Source organism: Winogradskyella ludwigii (assembly GCF_013403985.1).
GTDB classification, from domain to species: domain Bacteria; phylum Bacteroidota; class Bacteroidia; order Flavobacteriales; family Flavobacteriaceae; genus Winogradskyella; species Winogradskyella ludwigii.
The window spans coordinates 312608-328471 of sequence record NZ_JABFDF010000003.1; the positions used below are offsets into that span (position 1 = coordinate 312608).

At 31.1% G+C, this 15864-nt stretch carries 16 protein-coding genes; 11 read left to right on the forward strand and 5 right to left on the reverse strand.

The window, feature by feature from the left end; genetic code table 11:
* Positions 1-52 precede the first annotated feature (52 nt).
* Positions 53-883 carry a CvfB family protein gene (locus tag HM981_RS09660; protein ID WP_179338576.1) on the forward strand — a complete coding sequence of 277 codons (831 nt, stop codon included), beginning with the start codon at positions 53-55 and terminating at the stop codon, positions 881-883.
* On the opposite strand, the gene HM981_RS09665 is transcribed toward HM981_RS09660, so the two are convergent.
* The gene (locus HM981_RS09665; RefSeq protein ID WP_179338577.1) at positions 878-1297 is read right to left on the reverse strand and encodes a hypothetical protein; all 420 of its coding nucleotides are present in this window, start codon (positions 1295-1297) and stop codon (positions 878-880) included. The genes HM981_RS09660 and HM981_RS09665 overlap by 6 nt on opposite strands.
* Before the next feature lie 118 nt (positions 1298-1415).
* On the opposite strand from HM981_RS09665, the gene HM981_RS09670 reads away from it, so the two are divergent.
* The 9 genes from HM981_RS09670 (at position 1416) to HM981_RS09710 (ending at position 11632) form a co-directional block, all read left to right on the forward strand.
* Entirely contained in the window at positions 1416-2255 is an 840-nt protein-coding gene (locus tag HM981_RS09670; protein ID WP_179338578.1) for a 1,4-dihydroxy-2-naphthoyl-CoA synthase, read from the forward strand.
* A gap of 15 nt (positions 2256-2270) precedes the next feature.
* On the forward strand, positions 2271-3176 hold the full coding sequence (gene menA, locus HM981_RS09675) for a 1,4-dihydroxy-2-naphthoate octaprenyltransferase (RefSeq protein ID WP_179338579.1): 906 nt from the start codon (positions 2271-2273) through the stop codon (positions 3174-3176).
* Positions 3177-3212: 36 nt separating this feature from the next.
* On the forward strand, positions 3213-3890 hold the full coding sequence (locus HM981_RS09680) for a metal-dependent hydrolase (RefSeq protein ID WP_179338580.1): 678 nt from the start codon (positions 3213-3215) through the stop codon (positions 3888-3890).
* A gap of 42 nt (positions 3891-3932) precedes the next feature.
* Entirely contained in the window at positions 3933-4757 is an 825-nt protein-coding gene (locus HM981_RS09685) for an alpha/beta hydrolase (protein WP_179338581.1), read from the forward strand.
* Positions 4758-5029: 272 nt separating this feature from the next.
* Positions 5030-6145: a glycosyltransferase family 4 protein gene (locus HM981_RS09690; RefSeq protein WP_179338582.1), complete on the forward strand. Its 1116-nt coding sequence runs from the start codon at positions 5030-5032 to the stop codon at positions 6143-6145.
* Between the two features lie 106 nt (positions 6146-6251).
* Positions 6252-7286: an o-succinylbenzoate synthase gene (locus tag HM981_RS09695; RefSeq protein ID WP_179338583.1), complete on the forward strand. Its 1035-nt coding sequence runs from the start codon at positions 6252-6254 to the stop codon at positions 7284-7286.
* A gap of 2 nt (positions 7287-7288) precedes the next feature.
* Positions 7289-8224, forward strand: coding sequence for a CPBP family intramembrane glutamic endopeptidase (locus HM981_RS09700; protein ID WP_179338584.1), 936 nt, complete (start codon positions 7289-7291; stop codon positions 8222-8224).
* A 3-nt stretch (positions 8225-8227) separates the two neighbouring features.
* The gene (locus HM981_RS09705) at positions 8228-9310 is read left to right on the forward strand and encodes an AMP-binding protein (protein ID WP_179338585.1); all 1083 of its coding nucleotides are present in this window, start codon (positions 8228-8230) and stop codon (positions 9308-9310) included.
* A gap of 225 nt (positions 9311-9535) precedes the next feature.
* Positions 9536-11632 (forward strand): VWA domain-containing protein, encoded by a 2097-nt coding sequence (locus HM981_RS09710; protein WP_179338586.1) that lies wholly within the window; start codon positions 9536-9538, stop codon positions 11630-11632.
* 72 nt (positions 11633-11704) lie between these two features.
* Here HM981_RS09710 and HM981_RS09715 read toward each other — a convergent pair whose 3' ends face one another.
* The 3 genes from HM981_RS09715 to HM981_RS09725 all read right to left on the reverse strand — a co-directional run bounded on the left by HM981_RS09715 (position 11705) and on the right by HM981_RS09725 (position 14113).
* Positions 11705-12562 carry an OmpA/MotB family protein gene (locus HM981_RS09715; RefSeq protein ID WP_179338587.1) on the reverse strand — a complete coding sequence of 286 codons (858 nt, stop codon included), beginning with the start codon at positions 12560-12562 and terminating at the stop codon, positions 11705-11707.
* 105 nt (positions 12563-12667) lie between these two features.
* On the reverse strand, positions 12668-13660 hold the full coding sequence (locus HM981_RS09720; RefSeq protein ID WP_179338588.1) for a glycosyltransferase family 2 protein: 993 nt from the start codon (positions 13658-13660) through the stop codon (positions 12668-12670).
* Positions 13661-14113, reverse strand: a complete 453-nt coding sequence (locus HM981_RS09725; protein ID WP_179338589.1) for a type I restriction enzyme HsdR N-terminal domain-containing protein — start codon at positions 14111-14113, stop codon at positions 13661-13663.
* Positions 14114-14241: 128 nt separating this feature from the next.
* Between HM981_RS09725 and holA the strand changes: the two genes are divergently transcribed.
* A complete protein-coding gene (gene holA / locus HM981_RS09730) occupies positions 14242-15246 on the forward strand; it encodes a DNA polymerase III subunit delta (RefSeq protein ID WP_179338590.1) in 1005 nt (334 codons plus the stop codon).
* Between the two features lie 13 nt (positions 15247-15259).
* Here the strand turns inward: holA and HM981_RS09735 are convergent, their stop codons facing one another.
* Positions 15260-15856 carry an RDD family protein gene (locus HM981_RS09735; protein ID WP_179338591.1) on the reverse strand — a complete coding sequence of 199 codons (597 nt, stop codon included), beginning with the start codon at positions 15854-15856 and terminating at the stop codon, positions 15260-15262.
* Positions 15857-15864 lie beyond the last annotated feature (8 nt).

Sequence of the window (15864 nt, forward strand, 5' to 3'; positions counted from 1 at the left end):
ATATCATCAACTTGTGTTAAAATCTCATTAAAATAATATTTACCTTTGCAGCATGATATACTTAGGCGAATACAATACATTAGAAATTTTAAGAGATACAGAACCAGGATTATTTTTGGGAGATGGAGAAGAAGGGGAAGTACTTTTACCTAATCGTTATGTACCAAAAGTATTTGAAATTGGCGATGATATAGAAGTTTTTGTTTATTTAGATAATGAAGAAAGACCAGTTGCTACAACAGATAAACCATATATTAAAAAAGGTGATTTTGCATTATTACGTTGTAATCAAGTTACTGATTATGGTGCGTTCTTAGATTGGGGTTTGGTAAAGGAATTGTTTTGCCCTTTTAGAGAACAAGCATTTAAAATGAAAGCAGGTGGTTGGTATCTAGTACATTGTTATTTAGATGACGAAACAGAACGTTTAGTAGCCTCAAGTAAAACCAATAGTTTTTTAAGTAATAAAGAATTAAACGTTGCACAATTTGATGAAGTAGATTTAATTGTATCTCATCCTTCAGAATTAGGAATGAATGTTATTGTAAATAAAGAGCATTTAGGATTAATTTTTAAAGATGATATCTATCAAGATGTTAGTGTTGGTGATCGTTTAAAAGGTATTATCAAGAAAGTACGTCCTGATAATAAATTAGATATTTCTTTAAACCAAATAGGCTATAGGAATATTGAACCTAATGCAGAGCATATTCTTAATGAGTTACATGATAATGGTGGCTTTTTACCAGTACATGACAAATCTGACCCTGAAAAGATTAAAGATTTACTTCAAATGAGTAAAAAGAGTTTTAAAAAGGCAATAGGATCATTGTATAAAGAACGTCAGATAGAAATAAAAGAAGACGGTATACATCTTTTATAATATAGGTGTACATTCTTTTTCTATAGTGTCTTCAATCCAATCTATAGCAGTTTCGAAATCACGAAAAACTTGTCTGTTAAAATTGAAAAAATGATCTTCAATTTGAACTATGTTTTCGGTAAGATCGCTGTATGCAATTATGGCATAAGCCTTTAAATTCCCATAGGCTTTTGTACAAGCAAAGACATCTTTTAATTTAATAGAGTAAGAATTTGTTCTATTAGCTATAAACCCAAAAGGTCTATCTCTATACGTCAATAAAATTAATTCAGAAACATCATTGAAACTTTCAAAATTAATTTCAGCACCTTCATTGAACTCCGTAACTATAAAATTATCATATAGAAACACTTTTCCTATCTTAAATTTATATTCTTGATACGGTTTATTATGAGATTGAGGGATGTAATTCATTGTAGATTAATAATTTGGACTGCAAATATATTTCACATAATCAATAAAATCAAATTAAAAATAGAGATTAAAGTATTATTATTAATTTCTTACTTTTGTCTTCAAAATACTGATAAATATGAGCCATATAGATTGGAAAGTTGCCAAGTCTTATGAAGATATAACCTATCATAAATGCAATGGCGTTGCTAGAATTGCATTTAATAGACCTGATATAAGAAATGCATTTCGTCCTAAAACAACTTCAGAACTTTATGATGCATTTTATGATGCAGGAGAAGATGTAAATATTGGTGTGGTGCTTCTTAGTGCAGAAGGCCCTTCTAATAAAGATGGTATCTGGAGTTTTTGCTCTGGAGGCGATCAAAAAGCTAGAGGTCATCAAGGCTATGTTGGAGAAGATGGTTATCATCGTTTAAATATATTAGAAGTTCAACGTCTAATTCGTTTTATGCCAAAAGCTGTTATTGCAGTAGTGCCAGGTTGGGCCGTTGGAGGCGGACATAGTTTACACGTGGTTTGCGATTTAACTTTAGCGAGTAAAGAACATGCTATTTTTAAACAAACAGATGCAGATGTTACCAGTTTTGATGGAGGTTATGGTTCTGCATATTTAGCCAAAATGGTGGGACAAAAAAGAGCTAGAGAAATCTTTTTCTTAGGTCGTAATTATTCTGCTCAAGAAGCTTATGATATGGGAATGGTAAATGCCGTTATTCCACATGCAGAATTAGAAGATACAGCTTACGAATGGGCTCAAGAAATATTAGCTAAATCACCAACATCTATAAAGATGTTAAAATTTGCAATGAACCTTACTGATGATGGTATGGTTGGCCAGCAAGTATTTGCAGGTGAAGCTACACGATTGGCTTATATGACAGATGAAGCCAAAGAAGGTAGAGATGCATTCTTAGAAAAGAGAAAACCTAATTTTCCTAAAAAATGGATTCCTTAATTTAACGCTGTTTAAATGAAGAAGATTAAACCGTGGCTTTCTGCCATGCGATTAAGAACGCTACCACTTTCAGTATCTGGAATTATTTTAGGCAGTTGTTTTGCATATTATAATGGAGACTTTAATATTTTGGTTTTTGTTTTAGCAATTCTAACAACCATTAGTTTACAAGTACTATCTAATCTTGCAAATGATTATGGAGATGGAGTACGAGGCACTGATAACGAAGAACGTGTTGGTCCGCAACGCGCTATTCAAAGTGGAGATATTTCGCCAGATGAAATGATGGACGCCATTAAGTTTAATATTATCATAGTAATTGTAGTTACTATGGCACTTATTTGGTCGGCTTTTGGTTCTGGTAATTTTTTATTCATCATACTTTTTTTAGTTCTTGCAGCTTTTTCAGTTTATGCCGCGATTAATTATACAATGGGAGATTCTCCATATGGCTATCGTGCACTTGGAGATGTCTTTGTTTTTATATTTTTTGGATTAGTTAGCACGCTTGGAAGTTATACGCTTTATACGCATACCGTAGATCATGTTGTTATTTTACCAGCTATTTCCTTAGGTTTACTTAGTGTTGGTGTTTTAAATTTAAACAATATGCGAGACATCGAATCTGATATTAAAGCAGACAAGATTACTTTAGCTGTTAAATTAGGAAAGAAGCGTGCCAAAAACTATCACTTTTTTTTAATTATAGGTGCCATGCTATCAGCAGCAATGTTTTCAATATTGTATTATGTAGAACCTTATAATTTCTTGTATTTAATCTCTTTTATTCCTTTAATTATTCATCTTAAAAAAATTAAAGCAGCAAAAGTACCCAACGATTTTGATAGCCAGCTAAAAGTTTTGGCACTAACAAGCTTTCTGTTTTCAATTCTATTAGGTATTGGTTATATTTTGTATTAATTTTAAAAAATAGCTTTATTTTTAAATTAATTCAACATGAAAATTACATTTTACGGTCATGCTTCTTTAGGCATACAGATTAAAGATATTTATATTTTAGTCGATCCTTTTATAACGGCAAATGAGAAAGCCTCTGCAATAGATATTTTGACTTTAAAAGCAGATTATATCTTAGTAACACATGCACATCAAGATCATATTTTAGATGTTGAAGCCATAGCTAAACGTACAGGTGCTGTAATTGTTTCTAACTTTGAAATTGTAACGCACTATCAAAACTTAGGGTTAGAAGGTCATCCTATGAATCATGGTGGTTCTTGGGATTTTGAATTCGGAAAACTCAAGTATGTTAATGCGATTCATACCTCTTCTTTTCCAGATGGAAGTTATGGTGGACAACCTGGAGGTTTTGTTTTAGAAGGCGAGCACAAAACCATTTACATTGCAGGAGATACAGCATTAACCATGGATATGAAACTTATTCCTATGCAAACCAATATCGATTTAGCTATTCTACCCATAGGAGATAATTTTACCATGGGAGTAGATGATGCCATAATTGCAAGTGATTTTATAGCATGTGATAAAATTCTAGGCTATCACTTTGATACTTTTGGATATATTGAAATAGATCATGAGGAAGCCAAACGAAAATTCTATGATAAGGATAAGGATTTAATGTTGCTAGAAATAGGAGAGAGTGTAGAATTGTAAGGCATTAATTGAAATTAATTTCAACTTTAAAAAACTAGAAACATGAAAAATTATCTTTGTTTTATCTTAATATCTATTGTAATGTTTAGTTGTAAAAATGCTGCACAGTATGATGATCCCATTCCACCTCATGATAATTTTAAAATTGAATCTACACACTTAAATGAAACACGAGTAATCAATGTTTGGACACCTCCAAATTATAAAACAAGTACTGATTCTTTGCCAGTAATCTACATGCCAGATGGAGGTGTAGTTATGGAAGATTTTCCTCACATTGCAAATACCATTTCAAAACTCGTAGAAAACAAAAGTATACCTCCAATTATATTGGTTGGAATTGAAAACATAGATAGAAGAAAAGATTTATCAGGCGCATCTGTGGTGGCTGAAGATGAGGAATATTGTCCATTAACAGATGGTGCAAAATATTTTAGAGCTTTTATAACAGATGAATTAATGGCTGAAATAAGTGGTAAATACAGAACTACCGATGAAAAAGGAATTATTGGAGAGTCTCTAGCTGGACTATTTGTTATGGAATCTTATTTTTTAAATCCCAATACTTTCGACTTTTATATCGCTATGGATCCTTCTTTATGGTGGAATGATCATTACTTAGAACGCCATTCAAAAACCTATCTAAAAAATGCACCAAGTAAAGAAACTAGACTTTGGTTTGCAGGTTCAGATGCTCAGGATATTTCAACTTACACTAACAAATTAGCTAAAACATTAGAAACCAATGCGCCTAGTACATTGCTATGGAATTATGCTGATGAGCCTTCAGAACAACACAACACTATTTTTAGAGCTACAAAGGAAAAAGCACTAATATGGACCTTAAATGCAAAAAAGGCTAATTAATTTTATTAATCTCGTTTTATAAGCCGACAATTTTTATGTTTTTTTTAATATAAAGCTTAGTTTAAACTAATAAATTTGGGAAGAGTCTAAAAAATGTAAAAGTTAGCGCCTTGTTAACTGTTTATTAAACAGACTTGTATCTTATTAGTTAGACGGATTTGAACACTTTTTTATAACTCATAATTTTCTAGCTATTTGATATGATAAATTAATGTTATTAATAAAAAATGAATTTGGTTTATAGGACTAGATTCATGTTTTTTTAAGTAGTTATGAAAATCATTTTCCTAGCAAGATATTTACCTGCTGAAGGTTCCACAACCCATATGTATACTGTGGCAGAGTCGCTTATAAAAAGAAATAACGAAGTTTACATATTATCAAGAGGTCCTGGAGATGGCTTAAATGCTATCAAATTATTTGAAAAAGCTAAAAAAAATGGAGTACAATCTATAGAGCTTCCATTTCCTTTATATAGTAAGATTACTGCCTTCACACGGTTTCAACAATTGTTTTCTTACATTTATGTAACTCCTTTTGCTTTGTATCAATTATTTAAATTGAAACCAGATGTTATTCATGCACATTATCCTGTAACTACTTACATAGCTTCCATATTTCGTTTTTTAACAGGAAAGGCATTTATTGTAACACACCACATTAGTAATATTCCAAAACATATATTTAATAGAAAAGCAAATTATGTTATTGCCATAAGTAGAGAGTTAGAAGCAAGTTTAATGTCTTACTATACTTATGAAAAAGAGCAAGTTAAACTTATTTTTAATGGTGTTAAAACTCAAAAGAATAATATAGATAGTCACACGATTAAGCAATTAAAGGAAAAATATTCCATACCTAAGAACACAGTGATTTTTGGATTTGTGGGTACTTTAGGTCATAGAAAAGGAACTGATATTTTACTCAAAGCTATTGAAAAATCCAAGCATTTAAATATCCATGTCATAATTTTAGGAGATGGAAATAGAGTGGAGTTGCAGCAATATATTAATGAGAATCAGATCAAAGACATAATAACCTTGATACCTTTTAGAGATCCAAACGATATCTATAATATGATAGATGTATTGATTCTTCCATCGCGAATAGAAGGCTTTCCATTGGTGCCTTTAGAAGCAATGATGCTAAAAAAACCAGTAATTAGATCTAAAGTTCAAGGAGCTCATGATCAAATTATAGAAGGAAAAAATGGTTTTCTATTTGAATCTGAAAATTTTTCGCAGTTAGCAGATATTATAAAAGAAATCACTTTAAAGCCTGAAATTTTAAATGAACTAGGTGAAAATGCTTATCATCATGCGATAACAAATTTTTCTGAAGACTTAATGGTAGATAAACTACTTGACGTTTATGAATTAGCGAGATAAACTCTTATCCCTTTTTAGAATTAATAAAAATATAAGTAAATCAGTCATTTGATTTGCGATTTCTGCTCTAAACTACTAAATTAATTAGCTATTTTTGATAGTAATTATGAAAGCAACTTACCACAAACATATTTTAGACTTTAAAAGACCTAGCGGAACATCGCGAGGAGTAATGATTACAAAAGAAACCTGGTTTATTTTACTAGAACATGAAGGTAAAAATGGAGTAGGAGAATGCGGTATTTTAAGAGGATTATCTATAGACGATAAACCTAATTACGAAACCAAATTAAAGTGGACTTGTAATAATATTCATTTAGGATTAGAAAAGCTATTAACTGAACTCATAGAATTTCCAAGTATCCAATTTGGGTTAGAAACGGCATTTAAATCTTTAGAAAGTGTAGATCAGTTTCAATTATTTCCTTCAGATTTCACTAAAGATCGTGATAGTATTCCCATTAATGGTTTAGTTTGGATGGGAAATGAGGACTTTATGAGAACTCAAATACAAGAAAAAATCGCATCGGGTTTTAACTGTATTAAATTAAAAATAGGAGCAATCGATTTTCAAACGGAGTTGGACATTTTAAAATCTATACGTCAAGAATTTTCGGTTTCAGATATTGAATTACGAGTAGATGCTAATGGTGCTTTTTCTCCAGATGATGCGTTAGAAAAATTAAATAGACTTTCAGAATACCAATTACATTCCATAGAACAACCTATTAAGGCAAAACAGTTGCAAATCATGGCAGACTTGTGCAAAGTTACGCCTATACCTATTGCTTTAGATGAAGAGTTAATTGGAGTGTTTTCAAAAGAAGATAAACAGCATGTATTAAAAACCATAAAACCACAATACATCATTTTAAAACCTAGTTTAGTTGGAGGATTTAAAGGCAGTAAAGATTGGATTAATAGTGCAGAAGATTTAAATATAAAATGGTGGATTACTAGTGCTCTAGAAAGTAATATTGGTCTAAATGCCATAGCGCAATGGACCTATACTTTAAAAAACAAAATGCCTCAAGGTTTAGGAACAGGTGGTTTATTTACTAACAATTTTCCTTCGCCATTACGTGTAAAAAATGGTACTTTGCATTACGATTTAAATCAGAATTGGGAATTTAATTTATAAGAATGAATTACATACAACAAGCCTACAAAGGTCAACGTGAACTTTGGATGTTTTTACTGACAACTTTATTGGTAGCAGGTATATTTATTGGCAATTTTATATACTTTCTAATTGCAGATCCTAAAGATTTGGAGGTTGCTTATGATATGATGAAGCAAATTCCTCCTAATGTATCATTGGTTTTAAATCTTTTACCTTTTGCATTTTTATTAGGTCTTTTGTTTGTTTTGGTAAAATTTGTACACCAACGTAGTATTCTATCCTTAACTACAGCACGAGAAAAAGTAGATTTTAAGCGAGTTTTATTTTCATTTTTAATGATTTGTACATTTACATTAGTGACCTTTTTTATTGGTTATTCTATGGATTCATCGGAATTAGTATTTCAGTTTAACGCCGGTAAATTTGCTGTTCTTTTTATTATCAGCATCCTTTTATTTCCATTTCAAATTGGTTTGGAAGAGTATTTATTTAGAGGTTACTTAATGCAGTCAATAGGTATTTTAGTAAAAAACAAATGGTTTCCATTGATTGCGACATCAATCTTATTTGGTATTGCGCATAGCGCTAATCCAGAAGTTAGTGCCATTGGATTTTGGAAAATGATGATTTTCTATGTAGGTACAGGTTTACTTTTAGGGATAATGACCTTAATGGACGATGGCTTAGAGCTTGCTTTAGGTTTTCACTTAGGTAATAACTTATTAGCATCGCTTTTAGTTACAGCAGATTGGACCGCGTTACAAACAGATGCCATATTTAAAAGTACAGGAAGCCCTTCTATGAATTTAGTTACAGATCTTTTATTACCTGTTTTAGTTGTATATCCAATTATGTTGCTAATTTTATCAAAGCGATACGGTTGGACAAATTGGAAAGACAAATTATTTGGAAGCGTAGAAGAGCCATCAAAAGAAAATTATAAAATAATAGAGTAGATTATGACACCAGAATTTAACAAAGTACATAACCGTTTTAAGTTTAATGGACTTCATTTTAGTCATGAAGATTTAAAGGAAGTTGCCTATAGTCTTATAAAAGAGGGAGAACCTTACGAACAAGTCACAGGAGATTTTTTAATTGATTGGTTAAATAACAAAGACCATTTATTTGTTTCGACTTCAGGATCTACAGGAAAACCAAAGGAGATTAAACTGATGAAACAAGCTATGGTGAATTCTTCTATTGCTACAGGTAATTTTTTCGGGATAGAACCTGGAGATAAAGCATTACACTGTTTACCTAGTCACTTTATTGCAGGTAAAATGATGTTTATTCGTGCTCTAGTTTTAGGATTAGAAATAGATTTTGTAGAGCCAACAGCGCATCCTATTTTTGATTATGATAAAGTTTATGACTTTTGTGCTATGATTCCATTGCAGGTAAAGCATACGATTAATAGTATTCATAATATGAAAACTATCATTGTTGGTGGTTCTAAAGTGACAAAGCCACTTTTGCAAAAGATTAAAGACTGCGAACCTAAGTTTTATGAAACTTATGGCATGACGGAAACTGTAACGCATATTGCAGTAAGAAGGTTAGAGTCTAAAACAGCGAAAAAAGAACAATACTTTAATGCGTTACAAGATGTAAGTTTTTCACATGACGATAGAAATTGTTTAGTTATCCATGCTCCAAAATTGGTTGAAGAAGATTTGGTGACAAATGATATTGTAGATTTAAAATCTGAAACTAGCTTTCAATTATTAGGACGTTTTGATAATGTTGTAAATTCTGGAGGAGTAAAATTATTTCCAGAGCAGATTGAAGATAAGTTACAGCCTGTAATAGATGAGCGTTTTATCGTAGCTGGAGAAGACGATGCTACTTTAGGAGAAAAATTGATTTTAATTATTGAAAATCCTAGAGATTCTGCAGAAAGTATTCTAAATAGAATTAAGCATTTAAAAGGATTAACTAAGTTTGAAGTTCCAAAAGAAATTTATATAATAGATAAATTCTTGGAAACTGTAAACGGAAAAATTCAACGTAACAAAACCATTAAATCACTTATAAAATAACAATAGCATTGTTTTTTAGTATTTAATTATAAGAAAATTGTCATTTTAAGCATTATTCAATTAGAGATTTATATAAAATTTATTTCTAAGACAATAATACTCAAAATGACTTTTTTTACTTTCCGGGTAGTAGTATTAACTCATTCAAATACACAGGTCACTCATTATAGATTTTATATTATAGTGTTTGTTTATAGGTTTACATAAACTTATAAATCAACTATTATGAAAAATCTAGCACTCATTTTATGTTTTGTATTGTCGTTATGGCATATACAATCACAAGAAAAAACAATTATAGGAACAATCACAACAGATTTTGATGGTATTCCATTACAAGGCGCAACTGTTATTGTAAAAGGCACAAATCGTGGAACTCAAACCAATGTAGATGGCAAATATGCTATAAAAACTAAGGAGAACGATATACTCGTATTCAGTTATATTGGCTATAAAACCATATCTAAAACTGTTAAAAACGCCTTAGTTATTAATGTTGTAATGGTCGTTGATGATGCTTCGTTAGAAGAGGTTGTAGTTATGGGTTATGGTACTCAACGCAAAATAAATAGAACGAGTTCGATCGCTGTTTCTTCTGATGAGAAATCTAAACCTTCTGCAACTATTTCTCAAACTTTATCAGGGCAGGCAGCGGGTGTTAATGTTAGTGATAGTTCTGGTCATCCTGGACAAAATTCAACAATTATTATTCGTGGTAGAAATTCAATAAGTAATCATATTGAACCCTTGTTTATTATTGATGGTGTTCCTGTTGACCAAGATAATTTTCGTAAGTTAAAACAGAAGGATATTACTAGTTTTTCTGTATTAAAAAATACAGAAGCAACTGCTATTTATGGTAATAGAGGTAGTGGAGGTGTTATAATTGTTACTACTAAAGGAAGAAAGATAATAACACCAAATAATGACGACTACACAAAAATTATAGAGAATCCTTTTAAACGCGCAAATTTAACTCCATTATCAACCTTTTCAATTGATGTTGATAAAGCAGGATATTCTAATGTAAGACGTATGATTAATAATGGACAAGTTGTACCTCCAAATAGTGTAAAGATTGAAGAGATGGTTAATTATTTTGACTATAATTATCCGCAACCTACAGATAAACATCCTTTTTCCATAAATACAGAAGTGGTGGAGACTCCTTGGCATAAAGACACGCAATTGGTTAGAATTGGTCTTCAAGGAAAAACCTATGAAAACGACAAACTTCCAGCTTCTAACTTAATTTTTCTATTAGACGTTTCTGGTTCTATGGGCTCTCAGAATAAATTACCATTACTAAAAAGTGCTTTTAAACTATTAGTAAATCAACTTCGTGAAAAAGACAAGGTATCAATTGTTGTTTATGCAGGAGCAGCAGGAGTCGTTTTAGAACCAACATCTGGAGATCAAAAAGATAAGATTTTAGCCGCTTTAGATAATTTGAATTCTGGCGGATCTACTGCAGGCGGCGAAGGCATTGAATTAGCTTACAAATTGGCTGAAAAACATTATAAAAAAAATGGAAACAATCGTGTGATTTTAGCCACAGATGGCGACTTTAATGTTGGAGCCTCTAGTAATAAAGCCATGCAAACGTTTATTGAAGAAAAACGTGAATCGGGTGTGTTTTTATCGGTTTTAGGCTTTGGTTATGGAAATTATAAAGATTCAAAATTAGAAACTTTAGCAGATAAAGGTAATGGAAATCATGCCTATATTGATAATATGCAAGAAGCACAGAAAGTTTTTGGAAAAGAATTTGGAGGTACTTTATTTACCATTGCAAAGGATGTTAAAATTCAAGTAGAATTTAATCCTAAAAAAGTACAAGCTTATAGATTAATCGGTTATGAAAACAGATTACTAGCAGATGAAGACTTCATAGATGATGCTATAGACGCAGGAGAATTAGGGAGTGGACATACAGTGACTGCTTTGTACGAAATTATTCCGGTTGGAATAAAGAATGCTTATCTTAAAAAGATTCCAGATTTGAAATACTCAAAAACTGAAATCACTTCTAATTTTGAAGATGAATTGTTTACCGTAAAATTTAGATATAAAAAACCAAATGCTGATAAAAGTATAGAAATGATTCATGTTCAGAATAATCAGATTTCTGAAGCCTCTAATGATATGAATTTTGTTTCAGCAGTAGCATTATTCGGAATGCAATTGAAACAATCTAAATATTTTAATAATGCAACAACATCTAAAGTGATTGAGCTAGCTGAAAAAGGTAGAGAAAATGATAGAAATGGCTACAGAGCAGAGTTTATTAGATTAGTGAAGTCTCATAAAAGTATCAACTAATCGGTTCATAAAAGACAATAAAAAACCCAATGCATTTGCATTGGGTTTTTCTTGTATTAAAATCTACAGGGATTAGTTCTCTCCAGATAAATTTTTCATTTCATTTTCAACCATTTCGTAGAACTGGTCAATTTTAGGCATTACAACAATACGTGTACGTCTGTTTTTTGCTTTGTTTTCAGCAGTGTCATTTGCTACTAAAGGTACGTAAGAACTACGACCAGCAGCAATTAACTGTTGTGGATTAACATCTAAGCTTTCTAAAACACGCACAATAGATGTCGCACGTTTTACACTTAAATCCCAGTTGTCTAATAATGGTGGCTTACTGTAAGATACATTATCAGTATGAGATTCTACCATCGCTTCAAAATCTGGTTTGCTATTAATTACTTTAGCAACTTTAGCTAAGATTTCGTTAGCTCTTGTAGTTACGTTATAGCTTCCACTTTTAAATAATAATTTATCTGCAATAGAAATAAATACCACACCTTTTTCAACATTAATTTCAATATCTGGATCATTAAGTCCTACAGATTTTTTAAGACTTGTAACAATGGCAAGTGTTACACTATCTTTTTTAGTTAAAGCATCTTGAAGTCTTGTAATTTTTAAATCACGTTCTTTAAGACTTTCTAAAGATTTTTCAAGATTCTCAGATCCTTTTTTAGTTAAGATGGTTAAATCTCCTTTAGTATCAATTAAATCTTGGTTAGATTTACGTAAATCTGCTAATTGATCTTTCATGGTTTCAACACGAGCCATAGAAGCTGCTTTATCAGAAAGGCAACTATTTAATTTAACGGTCGCCGAATTTAATAAATCTTGAGATTCTTGATATTTTTCTTGAAGTGCAATATGTTCTTTTTTAGATACACATGATGCTAAAAATAGCATTGAGCAAACACTTAATAAAATTAGTTTTTTCATAATTATAAATTCAGTTTTAAATATTAGTAATAACATACCAAAATTATGTAAAAGAAGACTGCGTATCACATGGATTAACAAAAACTTTAACAGTTTTATAAACAATTAAAATCGTTTTCGTTTTTTTATGAAATAAGACCACACAATACTGTCTGTTTCATAGTAATTTGGGCGTTTTGGAAGTGATTTTCGCTGTTTTAAAAGCTGACCTAATTTCATGTAAAAAGAGAAATGAGCCTTAAGTATGGCTAAGAAATAATAGGGTTTTAATTGCACTAAAAATCGTAGTGCAGCAACTCCATCTAATAGCATACGAGTTACAATTCTAAGCCATACATTAGAATCCGTGTTTTTTACTAAAGTGAATAGACTGTTTCTAAAATTGAGATAGGTTTTCTTAGGGTTAGTGTCACTTAATGTAGCGCCACCAACATGGTAAACAGTAGAGGAACCAATATATTGTGCTTTAAAATTAGTATTAAAAGCGCGCCAACATAAATCAATTTCTTCCATATGAGCAAAATAGTGCTCATCAAATCCTTGTAATGATTTGAATGTTGAATTTCTAATAAAGAAGCAAGCTCCAGATGCCCAGAAAATAGTTGTGCTATCGTTGTATTGCTCTTTATCTTCTTCTATAGTATCAAAAATACGTCCACGACAATAAGGGTAACCATATTTGTCTATAAAGCCACCTGCAGCTCCAGCATATTCAAAAAAAGACTTGTTTTTGTAATCTAATATTTTGGGTTGAATGATAGCTGTTTGAGCATCTGCATTAAATTCTGTAAGAATAGGTTGAAGCCAATTTTCTGTCACTTCAATATCACTATTAAGCAAGCAGAGTAGTGGTGCTTCAACATGTTTTAAAGCATCATTATAACCTTTAGCATAACCACCATTTTCTGCGTTTTTAATGATTTTTATCTGCGGGAATTCTTCAGAAACATAAGCCACAGAATCATCGGTTGATGCATTATCTGCGACATAAATTATAGCATCGTTAGAATATTTTAATACCGAAGGTAAAAACTGCTCTAGTAGAGCTTTTCCGTTCCAGTTTAAAATAACAACAGCGATATCTTTAGTTTGTAGCATTTAGTTCGGGTTATAATCTGGAATTGTTTCTAAAAACGCATAACGTTCATTCTCCATATCCATTTCGCAATAATAATGATTTAAACCATTAGTAACCATTAAATATGTGGCGTTTAATACTAAATTATAGCGTGCAATTTGGTCAAATGTCGTCTGGTCAATTTTTATTTTATGCGATTTACATTCTACTATGATATAAATACTGCCATCAGGATTAAAAATTACGATATCGTAACGTTTTTTTAATCCGTTTATAGTCAATTCTTTTTCGACATTAATTAACGATTTTGGAAATTTCTTATCATTAATTAAATAGTGCACACAGTGTTGTCTTACCCATTCTTCGGGTTGAAGAATGATAAATTTTTTACGAATGACATCAAAAATAGAAACTTTATTTTCTGTACTTTTGAATCGGTATTCAAACTTTGGAAAGTTGAGATCTTGTAACACTTAAATAGTAGATTTTATTCAAATTTAAGGACATAGTCTCAATATCCAAGACATAATTTTTAAATTTCAACGATGAGCTTACATATTTGGAATTTGGTGTTTTTAACCTTTTTGGAATTTATATAAACTTGGACGACGTAAAACAATTAGTAGCTACAATAAAAAAGGGAGACCTTAAACCTATCTATTTTTTAATGGGTGAGGAGGCTTATTACATTGATAAAATTTCAGATTATATTGAAAACAATGTTTTAGATGAAGCAGAGAAGGGGTTTAACCAAATGGTGCTTTATGGTCGTGATGTAACAATAGATGATATTGTAAGTAATGCTAAGCGTTATCCTATGATGGCAGAACGCCAAGTGGTGATTGTAAAAGAGGCTCAAGATTTAAGTAGGTCTATTGAAAAATTGGTTCAATATGCAACTAATCCGCAACCTTCAACAGTTTTAGTACTAAATTACAAATACAAAAAGCTAGATAAACGTAAAGCTTTATACAAGGCAATTAATAAGATTGGAGTCGTTTTTGAGAGTAAAAAAATGTACGAAAATCAGGTTTCTGATTGGATTAGACGTGTTTTAGCTGGACAGAATTATAACATTTCGCCAAAGGCTTCTCAAATGCTGGTAGAGTTTTTAGGAACTGATCTTAGTAAAATTGATAATGAACTAAGTAAGCTTAAAATTGTTTTACCAGAAGGCACGCAGATTACACCAGAACACATTGAAGAGAATATAGGAATTAGTAAAGACTATAATAATTTTGAATTACGTAAAGCTGTTGGCCAACGTAATGTGATAAAAGCACATCAAATTGCAAAGTATTTTGCAGAGAATCCAAAGGATAATCCTATGGTGGTAACAGTGGCTTTGTTGTTTAATTTCTTTTCGCAGTTATTACATCTTCATGGTATGTCTGATAGAAACCCACGAAGCGTAGCTTCTGCTTTAAAAGTGAATCCTTATTTTGTTAATGAGTATTTGGATGCTGCTAGAAATTACCCCATGAAAAAAGTGAGTTATGTGATTGGTGTCTTGCGTGAATTTGATGTAAAAAGCAAAGGTGTTGGTGCTAATGCAATACCTCAAGGCGATCTACTTAAGGAGTTGTTGGTTAAGGTTTTAGGGTAGGTTAAAATTATTTTTATAGCTTGTCTTTTATTACTTTAGTTTTAGATAGATAATCATGCAATCCATTCTTCACAAATACATATGAAATTCCATCGAAAGGAATCAATCTACATATTGTTCTAATAATTATTTCAGAGGCTGTTGGTTTATTGCCTTCTATTGTTACCACTTTAGTTTTGGTAATAAATTTTCCAATTGTTTTTTGAAACTTTATTTCCATGACAGCATAATATGCTAGAAAAGTTCCGAAGACAGTAATAAGAGTTAATAGATTTCCTATAAAACTGTTTGAAGTAGGCGTTATTAAAAATCCTAGAATTATAAAAAGTACTAAAACTAATGAATAGGAAATAATCATATCAATGATGTAATTTAAAAACCGTGTTCCAGATCCAACAACAATTAAGTTCACGTTTCGCTTTTGTTCTATGTCTAGTGTAAGTTGTTCTTTTGTAGCTTCAAAATCACTTGTATCGATATTCCGTTTATCAATTTCAGAATCTGCAGCTTTAATCGCTTTTGGATCATATCTATCTCTATCGATGGTTACAATTTTTATTAACGCTTCATTTGTCCTAATAGACATCACTTTTTCAAATTCGTTTTTCATTAGTACAG